The organism is Streptomyces sp. BK022 (genome assembly GCF_004217355.1).
Lineage (GTDB): Bacteria > Actinomycetota > Actinomycetes > Streptomycetales > Streptomycetaceae > Streptomyces > Streptomyces griseoluteus.
Map to the genome: position 1 here is coordinate 483,237 of NZ_SHKU01000003.1, position 20,523 is coordinate 503,759.

General features: G+C 71.6%; 18 protein-coding genes. 8 read left to right on the forward strand and 10 right to left on the reverse strand.

Translation table 11 applies throughout. The annotated features are described in order from the left end of the window. The first annotated feature begins 107 nt into the window (after positions 1 to 107). A complete protein-coding gene (locus EV284_RS13720) occupies positions 108 to 323 on the forward strand; it encodes a hypothetical protein (protein WP_130333728.1) in 216 nt (71 codons plus the stop codon). 78 nt (positions 324 to 401) lie between these two features. Here EV284_RS13720 and EV284_RS13725 read toward each other — a convergent pair whose 3' ends face one another. Continuing rightward, the gene (locus tag EV284_RS13725) at positions 402 to 2,870 is read right to left on the reverse strand and encodes a peptidoglycan recognition protein (protein ID WP_130333730.1); all 2,469 of its coding nucleotides are present in this window, start codon (positions 2,868 to 2,870) and stop codon (positions 402 to 404) included. A 153-nt stretch (positions 2,871 to 3,023) separates the two neighbouring features. Here EV284_RS13725 and recO point away from each other — a divergent pair, with 153 nt between their 5' ends. After that, positions 3,024 to 3,770 carry a DNA repair protein RecO gene (recO, locus tag EV284_RS13730; RefSeq protein WP_130333732.1) on the forward strand — a complete coding sequence of 249 codons (747 nt, stop codon included), beginning with the start codon at positions 3,024 to 3,026 and terminating at the stop codon, positions 3,768 to 3,770. Positions 3,771 to 3,800: 30 nt separating this feature from the next. Next, entirely contained in the window at positions 3,801 to 4,652 is an 852-nt protein-coding gene (locus EV284_RS13735; RefSeq protein WP_130333734.1) for an isoprenyl transferase, read from the forward strand. A gap of 113 nt (positions 4,653 to 4,765) precedes the next feature. On the opposite strand, the gene EV284_RS13740 is transcribed toward EV284_RS13735, so the two are convergent. From EV284_RS13740 to EV284_RS13755, 4 genes are all read right to left on the reverse strand, one after another. Continuing rightward, entirely contained in the window at positions 4,766 to 5,182 is a 417-nt protein-coding gene (locus EV284_RS13740; RefSeq protein WP_130333736.1) for a transcriptional repressor, read from the reverse strand. Positions 5,183 to 5,675: 493 nt separating this feature from the next. Continuing rightward, complete coding sequence (locus EV284_RS13745; RefSeq protein WP_130333738.1) at positions 5,676 to 6,569, reverse strand: metal ABC transporter permease; 894 nt, start codon at positions 6,567 to 6,569, stop codon at positions 5,676 to 5,678. Further along, positions 6,569 to 7,348 carry an ABC transporter ATP-binding protein gene (locus EV284_RS13750; RefSeq protein WP_165425523.1) on the reverse strand — a complete coding sequence of 260 codons (780 nt, stop codon included), beginning with the start codon at positions 7,346 to 7,348 and terminating at the stop codon, positions 6,569 to 6,571. Before EV284_RS13750 ends, EV284_RS13745 begins: the two co-directional genes overlap by 1 nt. Next, the gene (locus tag EV284_RS13755) at positions 7,345 to 8,316 is read right to left on the reverse strand and encodes a metal ABC transporter substrate-binding protein (protein WP_130333740.1); all 972 of its coding nucleotides are present in this window, start codon (positions 8,314 to 8,316) and stop codon (positions 7,345 to 7,347) included. Before EV284_RS13755 ends, EV284_RS13750 begins: the two co-directional genes overlap by 4 nt. Positions 8,317 to 8,545: 229 nt before the next feature. On the opposite strand from EV284_RS13755, the gene EV284_RS13760 reads away from it, so the two are divergent. The 3 genes from EV284_RS13760 to EV284_RS13770 all read left to right on the forward strand — a co-directional run bounded on the left by EV284_RS13760 (position 8,546) and on the right by EV284_RS13770 (position 11,721). Further along, positions 8,546 to 9,928, forward strand: coding sequence for a glycine--tRNA ligase (locus EV284_RS13760; protein WP_086692524.1), 1,383 nt, complete (start codon positions 8,546 to 8,548; stop codon positions 9,926 to 9,928). A 146-nt stretch (positions 9,929 to 10,074) separates the two neighbouring features. Next, positions 10,075 to 11,085, forward strand: coding sequence for an aldo/keto reductase (locus EV284_RS13765; RefSeq protein ID WP_130333742.1), 1,011 nt, complete (start codon positions 10,075 to 10,077; stop codon positions 11,083 to 11,085). 39 nt (positions 11,086 to 11,124) lie between these two features. Beyond that, a complete protein-coding gene (locus tag EV284_RS13770; RefSeq protein WP_130333744.1) occupies positions 11,125 to 11,721 on the forward strand; it encodes a TetR family transcriptional regulator in 597 nt (198 codons plus the stop codon). Between the two features lie 39 nt (positions 11,722 to 11,760). On the opposite strand, the gene EV284_RS13775 is transcribed toward EV284_RS13770, so the two are convergent. From EV284_RS13775 to EV284_RS13785, 3 genes are all read right to left on the reverse strand, one after another. Further along, a complete protein-coding gene (locus tag EV284_RS13775) occupies positions 11,761 to 12,903 on the reverse strand; it encodes a serine hydrolase domain-containing protein (protein ID WP_130333746.1) in 1,143 nt (380 codons plus the stop codon). A 61-nt stretch (positions 12,904 to 12,964) separates the two neighbouring features. Continuing rightward, positions 12,965 to 13,189, reverse strand: coding sequence for a hypothetical protein (locus EV284_RS13780; protein WP_130333748.1), 225 nt, complete (start codon positions 13,187 to 13,189; stop codon positions 12,965 to 12,967). A gap of 72 nt (positions 13,190 to 13,261) precedes the next feature. Next, positions 13,262 to 14,695, reverse strand: a complete 1,434-nt coding sequence (locus tag EV284_RS13785) for an MFS transporter (protein WP_130333750.1) — start codon at positions 14,693 to 14,695, stop codon at positions 13,262 to 13,264. A gap of 178 nt (positions 14,696 to 14,873) precedes the next feature. On the opposite strand from EV284_RS13785, the gene EV284_RS13790 reads away from it, so the two are divergent. Beyond that, on the forward strand, positions 14,874 to 15,746 hold the full coding sequence (locus tag EV284_RS13790) for a helix-turn-helix transcriptional regulator (protein ID WP_130333752.1): 873 nt from the start codon (positions 14,874 to 14,876) through the stop codon (positions 15,744 to 15,746). Between the two features lie 10 nt (positions 15,747 to 15,756). Here EV284_RS13790 and EV284_RS13795 read toward each other — a convergent pair whose 3' ends face one another. Beyond that, on the reverse strand, positions 15,757 to 17,202 hold the full coding sequence (locus tag EV284_RS13795) for an MFS transporter (protein WP_130333755.1): 1,446 nt from the start codon (positions 17,200 to 17,202) through the stop codon (positions 15,757 to 15,759). 159 nt (positions 17,203 to 17,361) lie between these two features. On the opposite strand from EV284_RS13795, the gene dusB reads away from it, so the two are divergent. Continuing rightward, on the forward strand, positions 17,362 to 18,492 hold the full coding sequence (gene dusB, locus EV284_RS13800) for a tRNA dihydrouridine synthase DusB (protein WP_130333757.1): 1,131 nt from the start codon (positions 17,362 to 17,364) through the stop codon (positions 18,490 to 18,492). A gap of 57 nt (positions 18,493 to 18,549) precedes the next feature. Here dusB and EV284_RS13805 read toward each other — a convergent pair whose 3' ends face one another. After that, the gene (locus tag EV284_RS13805) at positions 18,550 to 20,409 is read right to left on the reverse strand and encodes a CDP-alcohol phosphatidyltransferase (protein WP_242625668.1); all 1,860 of its coding nucleotides are present in this window, start codon (positions 20,407 to 20,409) and stop codon (positions 18,550 to 18,552) included. Between the last annotated feature and the right edge of the window lie 114 nt (positions 20,410 to 20,523).

The following is a 20,523-nucleotide window of genomic DNA, read 5'->3' on the forward strand; positions in this document are numbered from 1 at the left end:
CTTGATCCCATCTCGTTGGCCTGCGAGGCCCCGATCCCGTTGGTGGAGCTGGGGCGGTGCTCGGTGCAGACGGCCGCACAGCTCGCGGCGGCCCTGCGATGAAGGCGGTGCGACCGCCGCTGGGCTCGTACGCCGTGGACACCGGGACGAACCGAGTGGGGGTGGTCATGGGACACCAGGGGCCGTATGTGCAGCTCAGACCAGTGGGCGGCGGCCGGGAGTGGGACGTGGCGCCGTACCGGGTGCGCGAGGCGACTCCCGCGGAGCGGATCAGCGCGGCGACGGCGTACGCCAATGCCCGCAGCAGAGGCGAGGTGCCGTGACGGGGGACGCCTCGCACAAGGCCGAGCGGCCTCCCCCGGACCGGAGTCCGGCGAAGGCCGCTTGACCGCAGGATCGGCTCAGTTGAGGACCGCGATGCCGTCCGTCGTGACCGTCGGGCGACCTGACGTGCCGACGACCACGATCTTCAGGGTGTGCTGGGCCGCGCTGCTCCAGGTCTTCGTCCACATCGCCTGGCGGTAGGCCGTGGTGGCGGACTTGAGGTCGACGGTGGACTGGTAGGTACCGTCCAGGTAGATCTTGACCGCGCCCGAGCTGCTCGCGCGCGAGGCGATCCACGCGACCGAACGGCCCTTGAAGGTCCAGGTCAGCGAGGCGTTGGTGGTGCCGGAGCCGGCGGAGTAGCCGCCCAGGTAGCTGCTGCTGGACCGCTTGGTCCAGGTACCGGTCGCCTTGGCGGAACTCTCCTGGATCAGGGTGGCCGTACGGGTGACCGACGCGGTCGCCGTGTTGCCGGCCAGGTCGGTGGCGGTCAGGCCGAACTTGGTCGCCGTCGCCGACTTGGCGGTGGTGGACCAGCTCGTGGAGGCCGCCGTCAGGGTCTTCGCGGTCGGCGAGGTGGCGGCCTGGGAGCGCAGCCCGTTGTCGTCGGTGGCCTTCCAGGTCACCGTCACCGGCACCGCCGCCGTGTTGACCGTGCCCTTGCCCAACTGCGCGGAGGGCGCGGTCGGGTAGGTGGGCCGTGTGGTGTCGGCGGTCACCGTGACGGCGGCCGAGGTGGCGGTCCTGCCCGAGACGTGGGTCGCCCGCACCTGGACGGTGTGCCGCCCCGGGGACAGCGTCACGGCGGCCGAGGTGGCCGTGCCCGCGGCCTTCGCCACGGAGGTGCCGTCCACGAGGACCTCCGCGCCCGAGAGCAGCGCGGCCGGCGTCGACGTGGACCAGCGCACGGTCGCCGCGGTGCCGGTGACGTACCCGGTGCCCGAACGCACCGCGCCCGACGCGGAGTCCACGCTGGTGACACCCACCCCGGCCGGGGGACCGGCCGCGTAGGAGCGGACGGTGCCGAGCTTGGCGTAGAGCTGGTTGCCGGGGCAGTCGGTGGCGAAGCCGTTGCGGTGTCCGGAGACGGCGTTCATCGTGTAGGTCTTGCCGAAGGTGAAGCCCGAGCTGTCCTTGGCACCCTCGGTCAGCGTGCTGCTACCGGTCGGGCTGACCCCCGACATCCCGAGCTTCCACGCGGCGATCCGGGAGATCGCGGTCACCATGGCCTGGCTCGGCGTCGCACCGACGATGGTGCTCGCCGTGGAGTCACCGCCGCTCAGGTCGGTGTACGTGCCGATCGCGGCGATGCCCATCGAGTCGGTGTTGAACCCGTAGGTCTGCGCGCCGATCACCGGCATCGCGGCGCCGCCGAAACGGCCCTCGAAGATCGTGCCGCACTTGTCGACCAGGAAGTTGTAGCCGAGGTCGCGCCAGCCCTGGTGCAGATGCAGCGCGTACAGGCTGCGCACGATCGAGGGCGAGTCGGCGCAGGAGTAGGTGTTGGTGGTGTCGGTGTGGTGGACGAACACCGCCTTCACGGTGTGGCCGTAGTCCGGGTAACCGGTGTCACGGGCGCACTCGTCCGCGCCCCAGCCCGCCCGCGTGACGAACGGGGGAGCGGGCACCTTCGTCGCCGGGGGCTGCGCGGGCAGCGGGCTCGGCACCGTGTGCGGCACGGCGGAGGCGCTCGCGCAGGAGGGGTAGGCGGCCGACAGCGAGGGCAGGTAGCCCGGCGCCGTGGGCGATGCGCTGGTGGGCGGTGCCGTCGAGGGGGACGCGCTGGGCGACGCGGGCGTGGTCGTCCCGGCGTCGGTGCTCTGCGAGGGCTCGGCGGTCGGGGTGGGCGGGGGAGTGCTCTCGGCCGGCGTCTCCGTGGCGGCGTCGGTGGGCGCCGGGGTGGTCTCCGCCGGGCTGTCCGAGGGGGTTTCCTCCGGGGTGGAGGCCGTCTCGGGGCCGGTCGGCTGGTCGGTCGGGGTCTCCTCGCCGTCGCCGGGCATCGCGTAGGCGGCCGGGTCCATGGCGGGGGTGGTCGAGCCGCCCTTGCCGGGGTCCACCAGGTCGACGGTCAGGCCCTTCGGCAGCGTCCTGCCGTCCGCCTTCACCTGCACGCCGTCGGAGGGGCCGGCCCACAGCGGGGCGGTGCCGCCGCGCACTCCGGACCGGTCGCGCTCGGCGGGGTCGGGCTGGGCGTCCCCGGCGCTGAGCGCCTGCCAGTCGGACCACTTGCCGGTCGCCGAGGACCGGGTGCGGACCCGTACCGTCCCGTCGAGGCGGACACTCGGGTCCTGCCAGCTCACCGCCAGCATCCGGAACGGCTTGGTCGAGCGGGCCGCGAGCGCGCGCTCGCCCGACGAGCCGGTCAGGTCCAGCGAGTTCACCGAGGTGTGCACGACGTGCGGGGCGTCCGCCGCCGTGCTCGTGTCCGAGCCGGCGCTGAGGGCCACGACCGCGCCCGTCCCCGCCACCAGCACGGTCCCGGCGGCGAGCCATATCCCGGCCCGTCTCCCCCGCGGCGCCCGCGCGCCGCCTGCCTCTGTTCTCATGTCCTGCCCCTCCCCTTGCCGCCACCGGCGGCCCGTGCGCACATGCGTCACGTCCAGCGGGATCGTAGGGCCGGGCGTGGGGCCGGTCACAGCCGGGGGCGGATAACCGGAGGGACGCCTTCGCCGGTCCGGGCGTGGGCGAGAATGGACGGCATGAGTCTGTTCCGCGACGACGGCATCGTGCTGCGCACCCAGAAGCTGGGCGAGGCGGACCGGATCATCACCCTGCTGACCCGCGGCCACGGCCGGGTCCGGGCCGTGGCGCGCGGGGTACGGCGCACGAAGTCGAAGTTCGGCGCCCGGCTGGAGCCGTTCTCCCACGTCGACGTGCAGTTCTTCGCGCGAGGCAGCGAGCTGGTCGGGCGGGGGCTGCCGCTGTGCACCCAGAGCGAGACGATCGCCCCGTACGGCGGCGGCATCGTCACCGACTACTCCCGCTACACCGCCGGGACCGCCATGCTGGAGACGGCCGAGCGGTTCACCGACCACGAGGGCGAGCCCGCGGTACAGCAGTACCTGCTTCTGGTCGGCGGCCTGCGCACCCTCGCGCGCGGCGAACACGCCTCCCACCTCGTCCTCGACGCCTTCCTGCTGCGCTCGCTCGCCGTCAACGGCTACGCGCCGACCTTCGGGGACTGCGCCCGGTGCGGGATGCCCGGCCCGAACCGGTTCTTCTCGGTCGCCTCGGGCGGCTCGGTGTGCGCGGACTGCCGGGTGCCGGGCAGTGTGGTCCCCTCACCGCAGACCCTGATGCTGCTGGGCGCGCTGCTTACGGGAGACTGGGAGACCGCGGACGCGGCCGAGGCGCGGCACGTCCGCGAGGGGAGCGGCCTGGTGTCCGCCTACCTGCACTGGCATCTGGAGCGGGGTCTGCGCTCCCTGCGCTACGTAGAGAAATAAGCAGCAAGCACGGCTGAGGAGACGAGAAGCATGGTCGTACGCGGATTTCTGGGGGGCCGGCGCCGGGAGTACCAGGCGCCGGAACCGCACCCGTCCGGCGCCCGCGCGCCGAAGCTTCCCGGTGAGCTGGTCCCCGAGCACGTGGCGATCGTCATGGACGGCAACGGCCGCTGGGCCAAGGAGCGGGGACTGCCGCGTACCGAGGGGCACAAGGTGGGCGCCGAGCAGGTACTCGACGTGCTTCAGGGGGCGATCGAGGCGGGCGTCCGCAACATCTCGCTCTACGCCTTCTCCACCGAGAACTGGAAGCGTTCGCCCGACGAGGTCCGCTTCCTCATGAACTTCAACCGCGACTTCATCCGCAAGTCCCGCGACCAGCTCGACGCGCTGGGCATCCGGGTGCGGTGGGTCGGTCGGATGCCCAAGCTGTGGAAGTCGGTGGCGAAGGAACTCCAGGTCGCGCAGGAGCAGACCAAGGACAACGATCTCCTCACCCTGTACTTCTGCATGAACTACGGCGGCCGCGCCGAGATCGCCGACGCCGCGCAGGCCATCGCCGAGGACGTCAAGGCGGGCCGCCTGGACCCGGCCAAGGTCACCGAGAAGACCCTCCAGAAGTACCTCTACTACCCCGACATGCCCGACGTCGACCTCTTCCTCCGCCCCAGCGGCGAACAGCGCACGTCGAACTACCTGTTGTGGCAGAGCGCCTACGCGGAAATGGTCTTCCAGGACGTCCTGTGGCCCGACTTCGACCGGCGTGACCTGTGGCGGGCCTGCGTGGAATTCGCCTCCCGCGACCGCCGCTTCGGGGGAGCGGTCCCGAACGAGGAGCTGCTGGCGATGGAGGCGGCGATGAAGGGCGACGACTCGGCGTCCTGATGCCTGCGCGGGTCCTGGTGCGACCTTGTGCGACCTGGTGCGAGAACGCCCCCTGCCGGTTCGGCAGGGGGCGTTCTCGTCGTGCGGGGGCTTCTCGTGCGGTGTCCTCCGGCTCAGCCGGTGGCTTCCGCGCAGTCCGCGCAGGTGCCGAAGATCTCCACCGTGTGGGCGACGTTCACGTAGCCGTGTTCGGAGGCGATGGCCTCGGCCCACTTCTCCACGGCGGGGCCCTCCACCTCGACGGCCTTGCCGCAGGTGCGGCAGACCAGGTGGTGGTGGTGTTCGCCCATGGAGCAGCGGCGGTAGACCGACTCCCCGTCCGAGGTGCGCAGCACGTCGACCTCGCCGGCCTCGGCCAGGGACTGGAGGGTGCGGTAGACGGTGGTGAGCCCGACCGAGTCGCCCTTGTGCTTGAGCATGTCGTGGAGATCCTGCGCGCTGCGGAACTCGTCGACCTCGTCGAGGGCCGCCGCCACCGCCGCGCGCTGCTTGGTCGCGCGGCCCTTCACGGGCGGTCCAGCGGTCGTCACCGGGTGCCTCCTCAGATCTGCGCCTCTGACCGGCCCATTGTGCCAGCCGTCGCCCCCGGCGGTCAGACGCGAAAGTGCCTCCGGCGGTTCGGAGGTGCGGGGGCCGGGACCCCATGGGGGTGAGCCGTGGTCCCCGCACCGGACCGAGGACCACGGGCTCGGCCTGCGGCCGGCGGCCCCGGACGGGTTCGGGAAGAGTGGGCTCGGCGCGTGGCCTCGGACCGGTCGGGGGAGTGTGTGCTCGGCCTGCGGCGCGCGGCCCCGGACCGGTTCGGGAAGCGCGGGCTCGGCCCGTGGCCCCGCAGCCGTCCGGGGAGCATGGGCTCGGCCTGCGGCGGGTGTGTCCGGTGCGGGTTCCCGCGCCGGCGACGGGTGCGGTCCCCAGGGGGTGCGGCTGCCATGGGGTGGGTCGCGACAGGTCCGGGTTCCGATTCCGGAGGTCAGGCGCTCCCCGGGGGCGGGTCCGCATCCGGCCGCGTGCCGGGAGACGAGGTCAGACGCCTACCTCGTCCCCCGCGGGGCGTGTCGCCGGGATCGCGCACTCGACCGGGTCCCCGGTGGGCCGGTTCGCCCGGGCGCGACGGCGGGCCAGGGGGGTGGCGAGGGCGGTCATGACGGCGAAGGCGGCGATGGTGAGCAGGACGATCGTGGCGCCCGGGGGGACGTCCTCGTAGAACGAGGTGATCGTGCCGCCGATGGACACCGTCACCCCCAGGGCCACCGCTATCGCGAACGTCGCGGCGAAGCTGCGGGTCAGCTGCTGGGCGGCGGCCACCGGGACCACCATGAGCGCCGACACCAGGATCAGGCCGACGACGCGCATCGCCACGGTGACGGTGACCGCCGCCGTGACCGCGACGAGCAGGTTCAGCGCACGCACCGGCAGCCCGGTGACCCGCGCGAACTCCTCGTCCTGGCTGACGGCGAACAACTGCCGCCGCAGCCCCAGCGTCACCGCGATCACAGCCGCGCCGAGCACGATGATCGCGGTCACGTCGGCCGGCGCCACCGTGGACAGCGAGCCGAAGAGATACGACGTGAGGTTGGCGTTGGACCCGCCCGGCGCGAGGTTCACGAAGAGCACACCGCCCGCCATACCGCCGTAGAAGAGCATGGCGAGCGCGATGTCCCCCCGCGTCCTGCCGTACCAACGGATCAGCTCCATCAGCACCGACCCCGCCACGGAGACGAGCGTCGCCATCCACACCGGAGACGAGTTCAGCAGGAAACCGAGACCGACACCGGTCATCGCCACATGCCCGATGCCGTCACCCATCAGCGGCTGGCGGCGCTGCACGAGGTAGATGCCGATCGCCGGCGCGATGACACCGACCAGGACGGCCGCGAGCAGTGCCCGCTGCATGAAGGCGTAGTTCAGGAAGTCCATCAGCTCAGCAGTCCCGTACGGATCGGTTCGGCGCCCTCGTGCGGATGCACGTGGTCGTGGCCGGGCAGGGCATGCTGGCCGACGGCCTTCGGCGGCGGCCCGTCGTGCAGCACACAACCGTCCCGCAGCACCACCGCGCGGTCGATCAGCGGCTCCAGCGGGCCCAGTTCATGCAGCACCAGCAGGACGGTCGCCCCGGCGGCCACCTGCTCGCGCAGGGTCGCGGCCAGCACCTCCTGGCTGGCGAGGTCGACACCCGCCATCGGCTCATCCATGATCAACAGCTCCGGTTCGGACACCAGCGCCCGGGCGATCAGCACCCGCTGGTGCTGGCCCCCCGAGAGCGCCGTCACCGAGTCCCGGGCCCGGTCCGCCATGCCGACCAGGTCCAGTGCCCGCTCCACCGCCTCCCGGTCCGCCTTGCGGAAGAACCCGAAGCGGGTCCGCGCCAGGCGTCCCGACGACACGATCTCGGAGACCGTGGCCGGTACGCCCCCGGCGGCGGAGGTGCGCTGGGGGACGTAGCCGACGCGGGCCCAGTCCCGGAAGGACCGCAACGGCGTCCCGAACAGCTCGACGGCCCCGGAGGTGGCCGGCACCTGCCCGATCGCGGTCCGCACGGCCGTGGACTTGCCCGAACCGTTGGCCCCGAGCAGCGCCACGACCTCACCGGGCCGCACGCTCAGGTCGACGCCCCGCAGCACCGGCCGCCCGCCCAGTTCGGCCCGCACCTCCCGCAGGGTCAGCACGGGCGCCGACTCCCGCTGTTCGCTGGTCACTTGGACCCCAGGGCGCTCTGGAGGGCCTTGAGGTTGGCCCGCTGGACGGCGAGGTAGTCCCGGCCGCGCGACTTCTTCGTGATGCCCTCGAGCGGATCGAGCACGTCCGTCTTCAGGCCCGCGTCCCCGGCCACGGTCTTCGCGGTCTTGTCGCTGACCAGCGTCTCGTAGAACACGGTCGAGACCCCGTCCGCCTTGGCGAGCCTCTGCAGCTCCCGCACCCGTGCCCCGCTCGGCTCGGACTCGGGGTCCAGCCCGCTGATCGCCTCCTCGGTGAGGCCGTACCGCTCGGCGAGATAACCGAAGGCCGCGTGTGTCGTGATGAAGACCCTGGACCGGGTGTGCGCCAGGCCCTTCCCGAAGTCGGTGTTCAGCTCGTCCAGCTGCTTCACCAGGGCCGCGGTGTTCTTCTTGTAGTCCGCCGCGTGGTCCGGGTCCGCCTTCTCGAAGGCCCGGCCGACACCCTGGGCGACCTCGGCGTACCGCACCGGGTCGAGCCAGATGTGCGGGTCCTTGCCGTCCTCCCCCTCGTGGTCGTGCCCCTCGTGCTCGTCCTCGTGCTCGGCGGCACGGCCCCCGGCCTCGGTGCCGTGCTCCTCCAGCGTGGTCAGCGTGGCCGCGTCGATCTTCGTCTTCACCGGCGACTGGTCCACCGCCTTGTCCACCGACGGCTGCAGCCCCTTCAGATAGAGGACGGCGTCGGAACGCTCCAGCCCGCCTATCTGCCGCGGGCTGATCTCCAGGTCGTGCGGCTCCTGGCCCGGCGAGGTGAGGGTGGTCACGTGCACGTGGTCCCCGCCGATCCGCTCCGCGAGGTAGGCCATCGGATAGAAGGAGGCGACGACGTCGAACTTCCCCGTGTCCCCGAAACCGGCGCCACCGTCCGAGCAGGCGGACAGTGTCCCCGCGCCCAGCGCGGTGACGGCCGCTATCGCGGACCCGGATATGAGGCGTCGTCGTACGTTCATGACAGTCATTTTCAACAAAGTTGGAAACGATTGTCAACAAGCTGCCCGCCCGGAGCTCGCGACGTGGATTCCCCAGGTCGGCTTGGTAAGGGTTAGGGCGGGCTTCGACGGCTTCGGGAGGGGGGTCGGCGGGGGCCGATTTGGCCGTGAGGGAGCATGCGCCGGTAACCTGAATCATTCGCTGGAAGCATCTCGCTTCAACGCCCGTCGTCGTAATGAAGAGAGCACCGTGGCCGCCGACAAGATCGACACCATCGTCAGCCTGAGCAAGCGCCGTGGCTTCGTTTTCCCCTGCAGTGAGATCTACGGCGGACAGCGTGCCGCCTGGGACTACGGACCGCTGGGTGTCGAGCTCAAGGAGAACATCAAGCGTCAGTGGTGGCGCTACATGGTGACGTCGCGCGAGGACGTGGTCGGTATCGACTCGTCCGTCATCCTGGCCCCCGAGGTCTGGGTCGCCTCTGGCCACGTCGCCACCTTCACGGACCCGCTGACCGAGTGCACCTCGTGTCACAAGCGGTTCCGCGCGGACCACCTGGAAGAGGCGTACGAGGAGAAGAAGGGCCACGCCCCGGCGAACGGCCTGGCCGACCTCAACTGCCCGAACTGCGGCAACAAGGGCACCTTCACCGAGCCCAAGCAGTTCTCCGGTCTGCTCTCCACCCACCTCGGCCCGACCCAGGACTCCGGCTCCGTCGCCTACCTGCGTCCGGAGACCGCCCAGGGCATCTTCACCAACTTCGCCCAGGTGCAGACCACTTCGCGCCGCAAGCCGCCCTTCGGCATCGCCCAGATGGGCAAGTCCTTCCGCAACGAGATCACGCCCGGCAACTTCATCTTCCGGACCCGCGAGTTCGAGCAGATGGAGATGGAGTTCTTCGTCAAGCCGGGTGAGGACGAGGAGTGGCAGGAGTACTGGATGCAGCAGCGCTGGAACTGGTACACCAACCTCGGCCTGCGCGAGGAGAACATGCGCTGGTTCGAGCACCCGAAGGAGAAGCTCTCCCACTACTCCAAGCGCACCGCCGACATCGAGTACCGCTTCTCGTTCGGCGGCTCGGAGTGGGGCGAGCTGGAGGGTGTCGCCAACCGCACGGACTACGACCTCGGCGCGCACGCCAAGGCGTCCGGCCAGGACCTCTCCTACTTCGACCAGGAGGCCGGCGAGCGCTGGACCCCCTACGTCATCGAGCCCGCCGCCGGTGTCGGCCGCACCATGCTGGCCTTCCTCCTCGACGCCTACACCGAGGACGAGGCGCCCAACGCCAAGGGCAAGATGGAGAAGCGCGTCGTGCTGCGCCTCGACCACCGCCTCGCGCCGGTCAAGGTCGCGGTGCTCCCGCTCTCCCGCAACCCCGAGCTGTCTCCGAAGGCCAAGGGTCTCGCCCAGGCGCTGCGCCAGAACTGGAACATCGACTTCGACGACGCCGGCGCCATCGGCCGCCGCTACCGTCGTCAGGACGAGATCGGTACCCCCTTCTGCGTGACCGTCGACTTCGACACGCTCGAGGACAACGCGGTGACCGTGCGCGAGCGCGACACCATGAAGCAGGAGCGGGTCTCCCTCGACCAGATCGAGGGCTACCTCGCCGCCCGTCTGATCGGCGCCTGACCTTCGCATTTCGCCCACCCTCCTGCCCGGTCCCCCGGGTCGGAGGGTGGGCTTTTTCGTGTCTGGAGGGGGTCTGCCCAGAATTTGCTGACAAGTAACAGCTGACAGATATTGAATTCTGTCAGTCCACGTGCCAGGCTGGACGCATGACGATCCCCACGCGAAATCTCGGAACCACCGGCCCCCAGGTCTCCGCTCTCGGCCTCGGCTGCATGGGCATGTCGGGTATGTACGGAGAAGCGGACCGCCCGGCGGCCGTTCACACGGTGCACGCCGCTCTGGAAGCAGGCGTCACCCTCATCGACACCGGCGACTTCTACGCCATGGGTCACAACGAGATGCTGGTCGGCGAAGCCCTGCGCACCGCCCCGGCCCACCTCCGTGACAACGCGGTGCTGAGCGTGAAGTTCGGCGCCCTGCGCGACCCGGACGGCGCCTGGCTCGGGTTCGACGGCCGGCCCGCAGCGGTGAAGACCTTCGCCGCCTACTCCCTCCAGCGCCTCGGCGTGGACCACATCGACATCTACCGGCCCTCCCGCCTCGACCCGGATGTCCCGATCGAGGAGACGGTCGGCGCGGTCGCGGAACTGGTGGAGAAGGGGTGGGTGAAGCACATCGGCCTCAGCGAGGTAGGCCCCGACACCATCCGCCGGGCGGCGGCCACCGCCCCGATCGCCGACCTCCAGATCGAGTACGCGCTCATCTCGCGCGGCATCGAGCGGGAGATCCTCCCCACCCTCCGCGAGCTGGGCATCGGCGTCACCGCGTACGGCGTGCTCTCCCGCGGCCTGCTCTCCAACCACATCTCCGCCGACCGCGACTTCGCGGCCACCGACTTCCGCGCCTTCTCGCCCCGTTTCCAGGGCGAGAACTTCCGGCACAACCTGAGCCTCGTCGACTCCCTCCGCAAGATCGCGGAACAGAAGGGGGCCACGGTCGCCCAGATCGCCATCGCCTGGGTCCTCGCCCAGGGCTCCGACATCGTGCCGGTCATCGGCTCCCGCACCCCCGAGCGGCTCTCCGAGGCACTGGGTGCCCTGGACATCACTCTGGACGCGGCCGACCTCGCCGCCATCGAGGAGGCCGTCCCGGCCGACGCGGCGGCCGGCGAGCGGTACGCCCCCGCGCAGATGGCCATGCTGGACAGCGAGCGATGAGCAGGCACCGGTGACCGGCGCGCCGGGTACGGTCTAGGCATGGCAGCGACCGAGACCCTGACCGCCGAGCGCATCCTCGAGGCAACGGAGGAGGTGCTGCGCCGCCACGGCCCGGCCAAGGCCACCGTGGTCGACGTGGCCCGCGCGCTCGGCGTCAGCCACGGCAGTGTCTACCGCCACTTCCGCACCAAGGCGGCGCTGCGCGAGGCGGTCACCAAGCGCTGGCTGGACCGCACCTCGGAGCGGCTCGCGGTCATCGCCGGTGAGGAGACCCCCGTCGAGGGGCGCCTGCGTGACTGGCTGGCCGCCCTGTTCGAGGCCAAGCGGCACAAGGCGGGTGACGATCCCGAGCTCTTCGCCACCTACAGCGTGCTGGCCGAGGAGAGCGGGGCGACGGTCGGCGAGCACATCGCCGACCTGACCTCCCAGCTCGCCCGGATCATCGAGGACGGCGCCGGGTCCGGCACCTTCCGCGCCGCGGACCCCGCCGCCGAGGCCCGTGCCGTCTTCCAGGCCACGGCCCGTTTCCACGACCCCTGTTACGCACGTGAGTGGCAGCAGCCCGGGATCGAGGAGGACTTCAAGGCGATCGTGGACCTGCTGATACGCGGACTGGGCGCACCCGCCAGGCCGTGACTCCGGTCAGGCCGTGACCCCGTCAGGCCGCGACTCCGGTCAGGCCGTGACCCGCCAGAAGTCCCGCATCACGGCGGGCGGGGTCGGACCCGTCATGGCGACCTGGGTGAGGAGGACGGTCACCTTGCCGGTGGCCGGGACCAGATGGGCCGCGGTGCCGGTGCCGCCGACCCAGCCGTAGCGGCCGGGCACGTGCCAGGGTTCGGTGCGGTCGATGTCGACCGAGCCGCCGTAGCCCCAGCCCTGGCCCTCCAGGAAGAGCGGGCTGCTCTCCCGCTGGGCTGGGGTGAGCTGGTCGCTGGTCATCCGGGCGACGGACTCCGGCGAGAGCAGCGCGCGACCACCGCCCGCCTCTCCCTGGGCCAGCAGCATCCGTGCGAAGGCCAGGTAGTCGTCGGCGGTGGAGACCAGGCCGCCGGCACCGGAGGGGAAGGCGGGCAGCCGGTCCCAGCCGTCGTCGAAGGCGTCGGCCACCTTCAAGGTGCCGTCGGGGGCGGGCCGGTAGGCGGTGGGCAACCGGTGCAGGTCCCGTTCCGGCACGGAGAAGCCCGTGTCCTTCATCCCGAGTGGCTCGAAGATCCGCTCGGCCATGAAGTCCGGCAGTGTTCGGCCTGTCGCCCGGGAGATCAGGGCGCCCTGAAGATCGGAGGAGGTGTTGTAGAGCCAGGCATCACCGGGCTGGCGGAGGAGCGGCACCTTGGCGAGTTCGGCCAGCAGCTCGTCCAGCGCGGGTACCGCGTGCGGGGCGAATCCGCCGCGCTGCAGCTCGAGCAGCGGGGCCACGGCGGGCAGCGAGAAGTCCGCCGGGAACCCCCACCCGCACCGGGAACTGAGCAGGTGCTCCACGGTGATGGGCCGCGTCGCCGGCACCAGGTCGTCCACCGGTGACTCGGGCGTCCGCACCACCATCGGCTCGGCCAGCTCGGGCAGCCAGCGTGCCACCGGGTCCTCCAGCCCGACCAGACCCTCGTCGAGAAGCATCAGCAGTGCGGCGGCGGTCACGGGCTTGGTGATCGAGGCGAGCCGGAACAGCGAGTCCCGCTCCAACGGCACGGTGCGGCCGGTGTCCGTGTGCCCGACGGCCACCGCCTCCACCTCGTCCCCCCGGGCGACGAGGCCGACCGCGCCGGGCAGGCTCCCGTTGTCCACATACCGGCGCAGGGTCTCGTGCAGTGCGGTCATGGGGCTCGCCTTCCGGTCGGCGCGGGTCGTCATGGGATACGACTCCCACGGCACCTGGAACTCATCGCCGGGCGGGGTCCAGCGTCGCCTGATGGGCCTCGGCCAGATGCTCCGTCGCCGGGTGCTCGTCCGTGGGAGTCCAGGGCAGGTGCCGGGTGCCCCGGCGCCAGTCGCAGGTGCCGCAGCCGAAGGTCCGCTGGAGTCCGGCCCGCTCCACCCGTACGACGTGTTCCCGGCCGTGCCGGTCCCATCGGCGCACGCTGGTCCCGATTCTGTTGTCGGTCATGCCCGGAGTGTGCGGTACGCGGGGCGCGGCCAGGGGCGGAAGGCCGGGTGGGAACTCTCACACGGTTCCGGCTCAACCCACCTCGCGGGGCAGGCGGAGGCTCAGCAGACCGGTGGCGAGAATCGCCGTGAGCTGGGTGACCAGGGCGATCAGCAGGGCGTCCCGCATGCCGAGGTGCGGGACCAGGGTCAGGAAGAGGGCGCCCAGAGTGGCCACCCCCAGGGCGAACGACGCCTGCTGGGTCGTCGCCAGCACCCCGCTGCCCACCCCGGCCCGGGCAGCCGGGACCTCGGAGAGCACGATCCGCAGCAGATTGGGGAGTTGCAGCGCCTGACCCGCCCCGGCGACGGCCGCGCCGGGCAGCAGACCGGCCGGCCCCACGCCCGGCCAGTCCCGCCACACCGCCAGCACGATCAGCAGCACACCCACGCCCTGGAGCACCGCACCGGCGCTCACCACCCGCGTACCGAAGCGGGCGATCAGCCGGGGCCCGGCCAGGGAGACGAGCAGGAAGGAGACCGCCATCGGCGCCAGCGCCAGACCCGCACGTACCGGACCCAGACCCGCGCCCTGTTGGAGGCCCAGCGCGATGACGAACATGAACCCACTGAATCCCAGGCAGAACGGCACCACGATCAACAGTCCCCGTCGCAGCGACAGGGTGGCGAACAGGCTCGGCGGCAGCAGCGGGGTACGGCCCAGCCGGTCCAGCCGCCGCTCCACCGTCCAGAACGCCCACGCCGCCACGGGGAACACGGCGAGCGAGACCCAGGTCCACAGCGGCCAGCCCGTCGCGCGGCCCTCGGTCAGCGGGGCGAGCAGCGCCAGCAGGGCCACGGCCAGCAGGACGGTGCCGGGGACGTCGACCGGCTCGGGGTGCCGGGCGCGGGTGTCGGGGACGTGGCGGACGGCGAGGATCAGGCCGAGCACGACCACGGGCACGTTCACCAGGAAGATCGAGCGCCAGCCGGTGCCGGCGATGTCCGCCGCCACCAGGACACCGCCGAGGATCTGGCCCACCACCATGGACAGGCCCGCCGTGGCGCCGTACAGGCTCATCGCGCGGGCCCGGCGGCCACCGGCGGTGGTGGACTGGATGGTGGCGAGCACCTGCGGCAGCATCAGCGCCGCCGACGCGCCCTGCGCGGCGCGCGCCGCGACCAGGGTCCACGCGTCCGGGGCCAGCCCGCACGCCAGCGAGGTCAGCCCGAAGGCGGCCATGCCGCCGATGAACAGCCGGCGCCGACCGAACAGGTCACCGAGGCGTCCGCCGAGCACGAGCAGTACGGCGTACGTGACGCCGTACCCGGCCACGACCAGCTCCAGCAGGGACTCGCTCGCGGAGAGGTCGCTGCCGATGGCGGGGAGGGCGACGTTGACGATGAAGAAGTCGACCAGGGGGAGCGAGGCGGCCAGCAGGACGGTCACCAGGCCCGCCCCGCTCAGGGTGGGCGCCGCCGCCGGAGCGCGTACGGACGGCGCGGTGGAGAGGGTGGTCTCGGTCATGCCACCGAGCGTGCGCCCACCCTCAGACGGGTACCAGAGTGTGCCGATCCTGGTACCGGAAGTACCCGCCAACGCCCTTGGACGGCCCTTGTGCCACCCGGAGCCTGGTAGTGGCGGTCGCTCATCCTGGTGGCAGCAGTACCTGGCAACGGTGTCCGGGCGGAGGCACTCTGGAACCATGACGACCATGGCCCAGGAAAGCGCCGCCCCCGAGGTGAAGGGCGCGGAGATCCGGCGCCACGAGCTGGCCGCGTTCCTGCGCATCCGCCGTGAGCGGATCACCCCGGAGCAGGTGGGGATGCCGCGAGGGGCCCGGCGGCGTACGCCGGGTCTGCGCCGGGAGGAGGTCGCTCAGCTCTCCGCCGTGGGCGTGACCTGGTACACCTGGCTCGAACAGGCCCGCAACATCCAGGTGTCCGTACAGGTGCTCGACGCCCTCGCGCGCACCCTGATGCTGGACCCCAGCGAGCGCGCTCACCTCTTCCAGCTGGCCGGGGCCGCCGACCCGACGCCCGCCGCGGTCTGTCCCAGCATCACCCCGGCGCTGCGCGCGACCCTGCGCCAGATGGAGCCGTTCCCGGCGGCGGTGCAGAACAGCCGGTACGACATCCTGGCCTACAACCGCACCTACGCCCGGCTGCTGTGCGACATGGACGCCGTCCCGCCCGAGGACCGCAACTGCGTGCTCCTCGCCTACTCCAACCCCGAGTGGCGCTCCTCGATCGTCCACCTCGACGAGGCCCTGCGGCTGATGGCGGCCCGCCTGCGCGCCTCGCTCGCCGGACACCTCGGCGAACCCGCCTGGAAGATGCTCCTCAAGCGCCTCCAGGCATACCCCGAGTTCCGCGAGCACTGGGAGCGCTACGAGGTGGTCGGCAGCCGCTCCAAGACCAAGGAGTTCCTCAACCGCCACGTGGGCCACCTCACGCTGGAACACACCGACCTGTGGCTCTCCCCGGACCAGGGCCCCCGGATGGTGATCTACCCGCCGAAGAACGAGGAGTCCCGAGAGCGCCTGGAGAAGCTGCACGCGCTGGCGCTGGAAGGCTGAGCCCCGGAGATCAGCCGGTCGTGCTCACGGGCTGCCGCACCTCCGCCGTCGCCAGCCGCTCGGCCGTCCGCTCCGCCGTCCGGTGGGCCCAGCGACCGCTGGTCAGGAGGCCGAGGACGAGGACGGCACCGCCGCACGCGGCGAGAATCCACCAGCCGGGGCGGGCGGCGGAGACGAAGGTGTCGCGGTAGGGGGACGAGCCGATGCCCGCGGCCAGGACCGCGCCGATGACGGCGACACCGAGGGTCTGGCCGAGCTGGCGGCTGGTGGAGGCGACCGCCGCCGCGACACCCGCCTGGGCGCGGGGCATGCCGGAGACGGCGGTGTTGGTGATGGGGGCGTTGACGAAGCCGAAGCCGATGCCGAAGAGGACGTAGCCGAGGAAGAGGGTGACGTCGGAGGTCTCGGCCTCGAAGAGGGCGAAGAGGAGGCCGCTCACCGTCATCGCCGCGCCCGCGATCAGCAGGGGCAGGCGCGGACCCCGGCTGCCGACCAGCCGTCCGGACAACGGGGCGCACAGCAGGGTCGGCACCGCCATGGGCAGCATCCACAGGCCGGCGTGCAGGGCGTCGAGGCCGCGTACGTTCTGGAGGTACAGCGTGGACAGGAAGAGGAACCCGCCCAGCGCGGCGAAGGCGCTCACCGCTATCCCGGTCGCCCCGCTGAACGGGGCCGAGTGGAAGAAGCGCAGGTCGATGAGGGGTTCGGTGCGCCGGGGCTCGTAGATCAGGAGGGCCAGCAGGGCCGCGACGGCCACCGCGGCGAAGGGGAGCACCTCGGCGGGGCTCGCGTCCGGCGCTTCGATGATCGCGTACGTCAGCGAGCCGAACAGGGCGATCACCAGCACCTGGCCGACCGGGTCCGGGCGGCGCGGCCGGGGAGCGCGGGACTCGGGGACGAAGCGCAGGGTGAGCAGCAGGGCGGCGAGGCCGACCGGCAGGTTGACCCAGAAGATCGAGCGCCAGCCGACCGACTCCACCAGCAGTCCGCCCGCCAGCGGACCGGCTGCCATGGAGATGCCGACCACGGCACCCCAGACGCCGATCGCGCGCGCCCGTTCACGGGGGTCGGTGAAGGTGTTGGTGATGATCGACATGGCGACCGGGTTGAGCATCGAGCCGCCGACCGCCTGGACCATGCGGAACACCACGAGGAGTTCCAGGTTGGGCGCGAGCGAGCACAGCAGGGAACCGGCGGTGAAGATCACCAGTCCCGCCATGAAGACCCGTCTGCGGCCGATCCGGTCCGCGGTGGACCCCGCCAGCATCAGCAGTGAGGCCAGCACCAGCGTGTAGGCGTCGATCGTCCACTGGAGGCCGGAGGTGGTGGCGTGCAGCTCGCGTTGCATCGAGGGCAGCGCGACGTTCAGGGCGGTGTTGTCCAGGCTCACGATCAGCAGACTCATGCAGCAGATCGAGAGCACCAGCATCCGCCGCCGGTGACTCAGCTCGGGCATGCGTCCCATCGTACGCGCTTCGATAGTGCGGCTAACTAATGACCCCTACATGGTCCTTGCCCGTACCCCTCCCCGATCCTGCCCGTAGGGGGAGGGGCACCGGTGAGGTGAGGGACAATGGACGACGCCCTTGCCGTACATCCGTCCCGGAGCCCCCTGATGACCCAGCCGCTGTCCATCGGCCCGCACGCCGTGGTGCCGCCCGTCGTGCTCGCACCCATGGCCGGGATCACCAACGCCCCCTTCCGCACCCTGTGCCGGGAGTTCAGCGGGGGCAAGGGGCTGTTCGTCAGCGAGATGATCACCACGCGGGCGCTGGTCGAGCGCAACGAGAAGACCATGCAGCTCATCCGGTTCGACGAGAGCGAGAAGCCGCGCTCGATCCAGCTGTACGGCGTCGACCCGGCCACCGTCGGCAAGGCCGTCCGCATGATCGCGGACGAGGGCCTGGCCGACCACATCGACCTGAACTTCGGCTGCCCGGTCCCCAAGGTGACCCGTAAGGGAGGCGGGTCCGCGCTGCCGTACAAGCGGAACCTGCTGCGGGCCATCCTGCGCGAGGCCGTCTCCGGCGCGGGCGACCTGCCGGTCACCATGAAGATGCGCAAGGGCATCGACGACGACCACATCACCTACCTCGACGCCGGCCGCATCGCCGTCGAGGAGGGCGTCACCGCCATCGCCCTGCACGGCCGCACCGCCGCCCAGCACTACGGCGGCACCGCCGACTGGAGCGCCATCGCCCGGCTGAAGGAACACGTCCCGGAGATCCCGGTGCTGGGCAACGGCGACATCTGGTCCGCCGAGGACGCGCTGCGCATGGTCCGGGAGACCGGCTGCGACGGCGTGGTCGTCGGCCGCGGCTGCCTCGGCCGGCCCTGGCTCTTCGCCGACCTGGTCGCCGCCTTCGAGGGCCGTGACGACTTCCAGCGGCCGGTGCTGCGCCAGGTCGCCGACGTGATGGTCCGGCACGCCACGCTGCTCGGCGAGTGGCTCGGCGACGAGGCGCGCGGTGTCATCGACTTCCGCAAGCACGTCGCCTGGTACCTCAAGGGCTTCGCGGTCGGCTCCGAGATGCGCAAGCGCCTCGCCATCACCTCCTCGCTGGAGGAGCTGCGTGCCGGCCTGGACGAGCTGGACCTCGACCAGGCGTGGCCGGCCGGCGCCGACGGCCCGCGCGGGCGCACCTCCGGCAACAACCGGGTGGTCCTCCCGGACGGCTGGCTGAAGGACCCGTACGACTGCGCGGGCGTCAGCGAGGACGCCGAACTGGACACCTCCGGCGGCTGAGACGGCGACAGGGCCGGCCCCCAGGAGACCGGCCCTGACCCTCAGGGGTCCTGAGGGTCAGCCCTTCTTCGGGTGCGGAGTCGACCCGTACGCGGTGAGGAAGCGGTCGCGGAAGAGGTTCATCTTCCACACCGGCGCGTCGTGTGCGGGCCGCAGGCCGTCCGTCCAGCCCCAGTCACCGATTCTGTCCAGCACCTTCGGGTCCTTGGCCACGATCGAGACCGGCACGTCCCGGCTGGCGTGGTTGCCGCTGACGCGGGCGATGGGCTGGTGGTCGCCGAGGAAGACGAGCACGGTGTCCTTGGTGCCGTAGCGCTCCAGCCACTCGGTGAGCGCGGTGACCGAGTACTGGATCGACTTGCCGTACTCCTGGCGGGACTTGGTGGTGTCCGCGATCACGTCGGCCGGTTTGTTGCCCGCCGCCTCGATGCCCTTGAAGACCGAGCCGTCACCCAGCTCGTCCCAGCCGACCATCTTCGGGATCGGTCCCCAGGGCTGGTGGCTGGAGGTCAGGATGACCTCGGACATCACCGGCTTGTCGTGCTTCCTGCCGTGCACCCGCTGCTGGAACTGCTCCAGGGTGTACTGGTCCGGCATCGTGGACCAGCTGAACTTCGGCCCCTTGTAGCCGAGTTCGAAGGCGTTGTAGACCTTCTCCAGCCCGAAGAAGCTCTGTTCGGGCCACGACTTCTGGATGCCCGGCATCACGCCGACCGTGTCCCAGGCGCCGGACTTCTTGAACACCTTGGTCAGGCTGAGGTGGTCGCTCGCCATCACCGTGCGGTAGCGCTGCTGGTTGCTCACCCACAGTCCGGACAGGGTGGTGGAGTGGCCGAGCCAGCTGCTGCCGCCGTACGTGGCGGAGGTCAGCCAGCCGCTCCTGGCGTGGTAACCCGCCTTCTGCAGCGCCTCGGTGCGGACGGCGAGGGTCCGGTCCACGCCGGGCGCCATGATCGGGTCCTCGATCGCGCTGCGGCCGTAGCTCTCGATGAAGGTGAAGATCACGTCCTTGCCGCGCAGGTCCGGCACGAGCTGGTCGGGCGGGGTCGCGCCGAACGCGTCCACCTTGGCGACCTTCCGGAACGCGGCCTCGTCCTTCAGCGTGTTCGACACCCGCTCGGTCTGGCTCTGCAGGGTGACGGCGGCGCTGTCGGCGGCGAGCGGCACGCCCGCGAGCTGCACCCCGAAGGAGGAACAGGTGATCCAGACGACGCCCGCGATCAGCGTCCCGCGGGTCGCGGTGGCAGAGTGCCGGGCGAGGACGTCGCTCAGTCGTACGACGGCATAGGCCAGCGCGGCGAACAGCAGCAGGACGAGCACGATCAGACCGGCGGTGGCGGCGAGGGTGGCCGTCCGGCCGAGGGAGTCCTCCAGATACGACTGCGCGTCCCCGAGCAGGCTCCAGTCCAGCACCAGGTTGAAGGTGCGGCCGAGGTACTGCCGGAAGCCCATGTCGAGCCAGTTCAGCACCGTCAGCGCGGCGAGTGCCACACCGCCGGCCGCGGCGAGCGCGATCCGGGGCCTTCTCGGCAGCGCGAGCAGGACGGCCGCGCCGACGATGGCCTCCCCGGGCAGCCGGAAGAACGTGGCCGGGCCGAGACCGACGATGGTCGCGGGCATCACCAGGGTGCAGACGACCAGGACCGCCGCGAGGACGGTGACGGTCCGGGAGAGGACACGGGCGCCCTGGGGGTGCTCCGCCTGCCAGCGGGCCAGACGGGCGAAGCGGGGTGCTGTGGCGGGGGTGTCGGGGGCGCCCTGAGGGGTGGGGTCCGCGTCAGGGTCGGTGCTGGGGCCGGACTCCGGGGTGCCCTCGGGGTCGGTCCCGGCTCCGGGCGCGCGGCTCGTCTCCGCCTCCGGACCGGAGCCGGCGCCCGGATCGGCACCGGCATCCCCACCCGCGTCCCCCGCAGGCACGCCCCGCCGGACCTCGGGCCCGGCACCAGCCGACGCGGTGCCCCCGTCCACGGAGCCCGCCTCCGGCGCTCCGGCGTCCCCCCGGTCACCACTCTTCCCCTGCTCGGCAAGGGT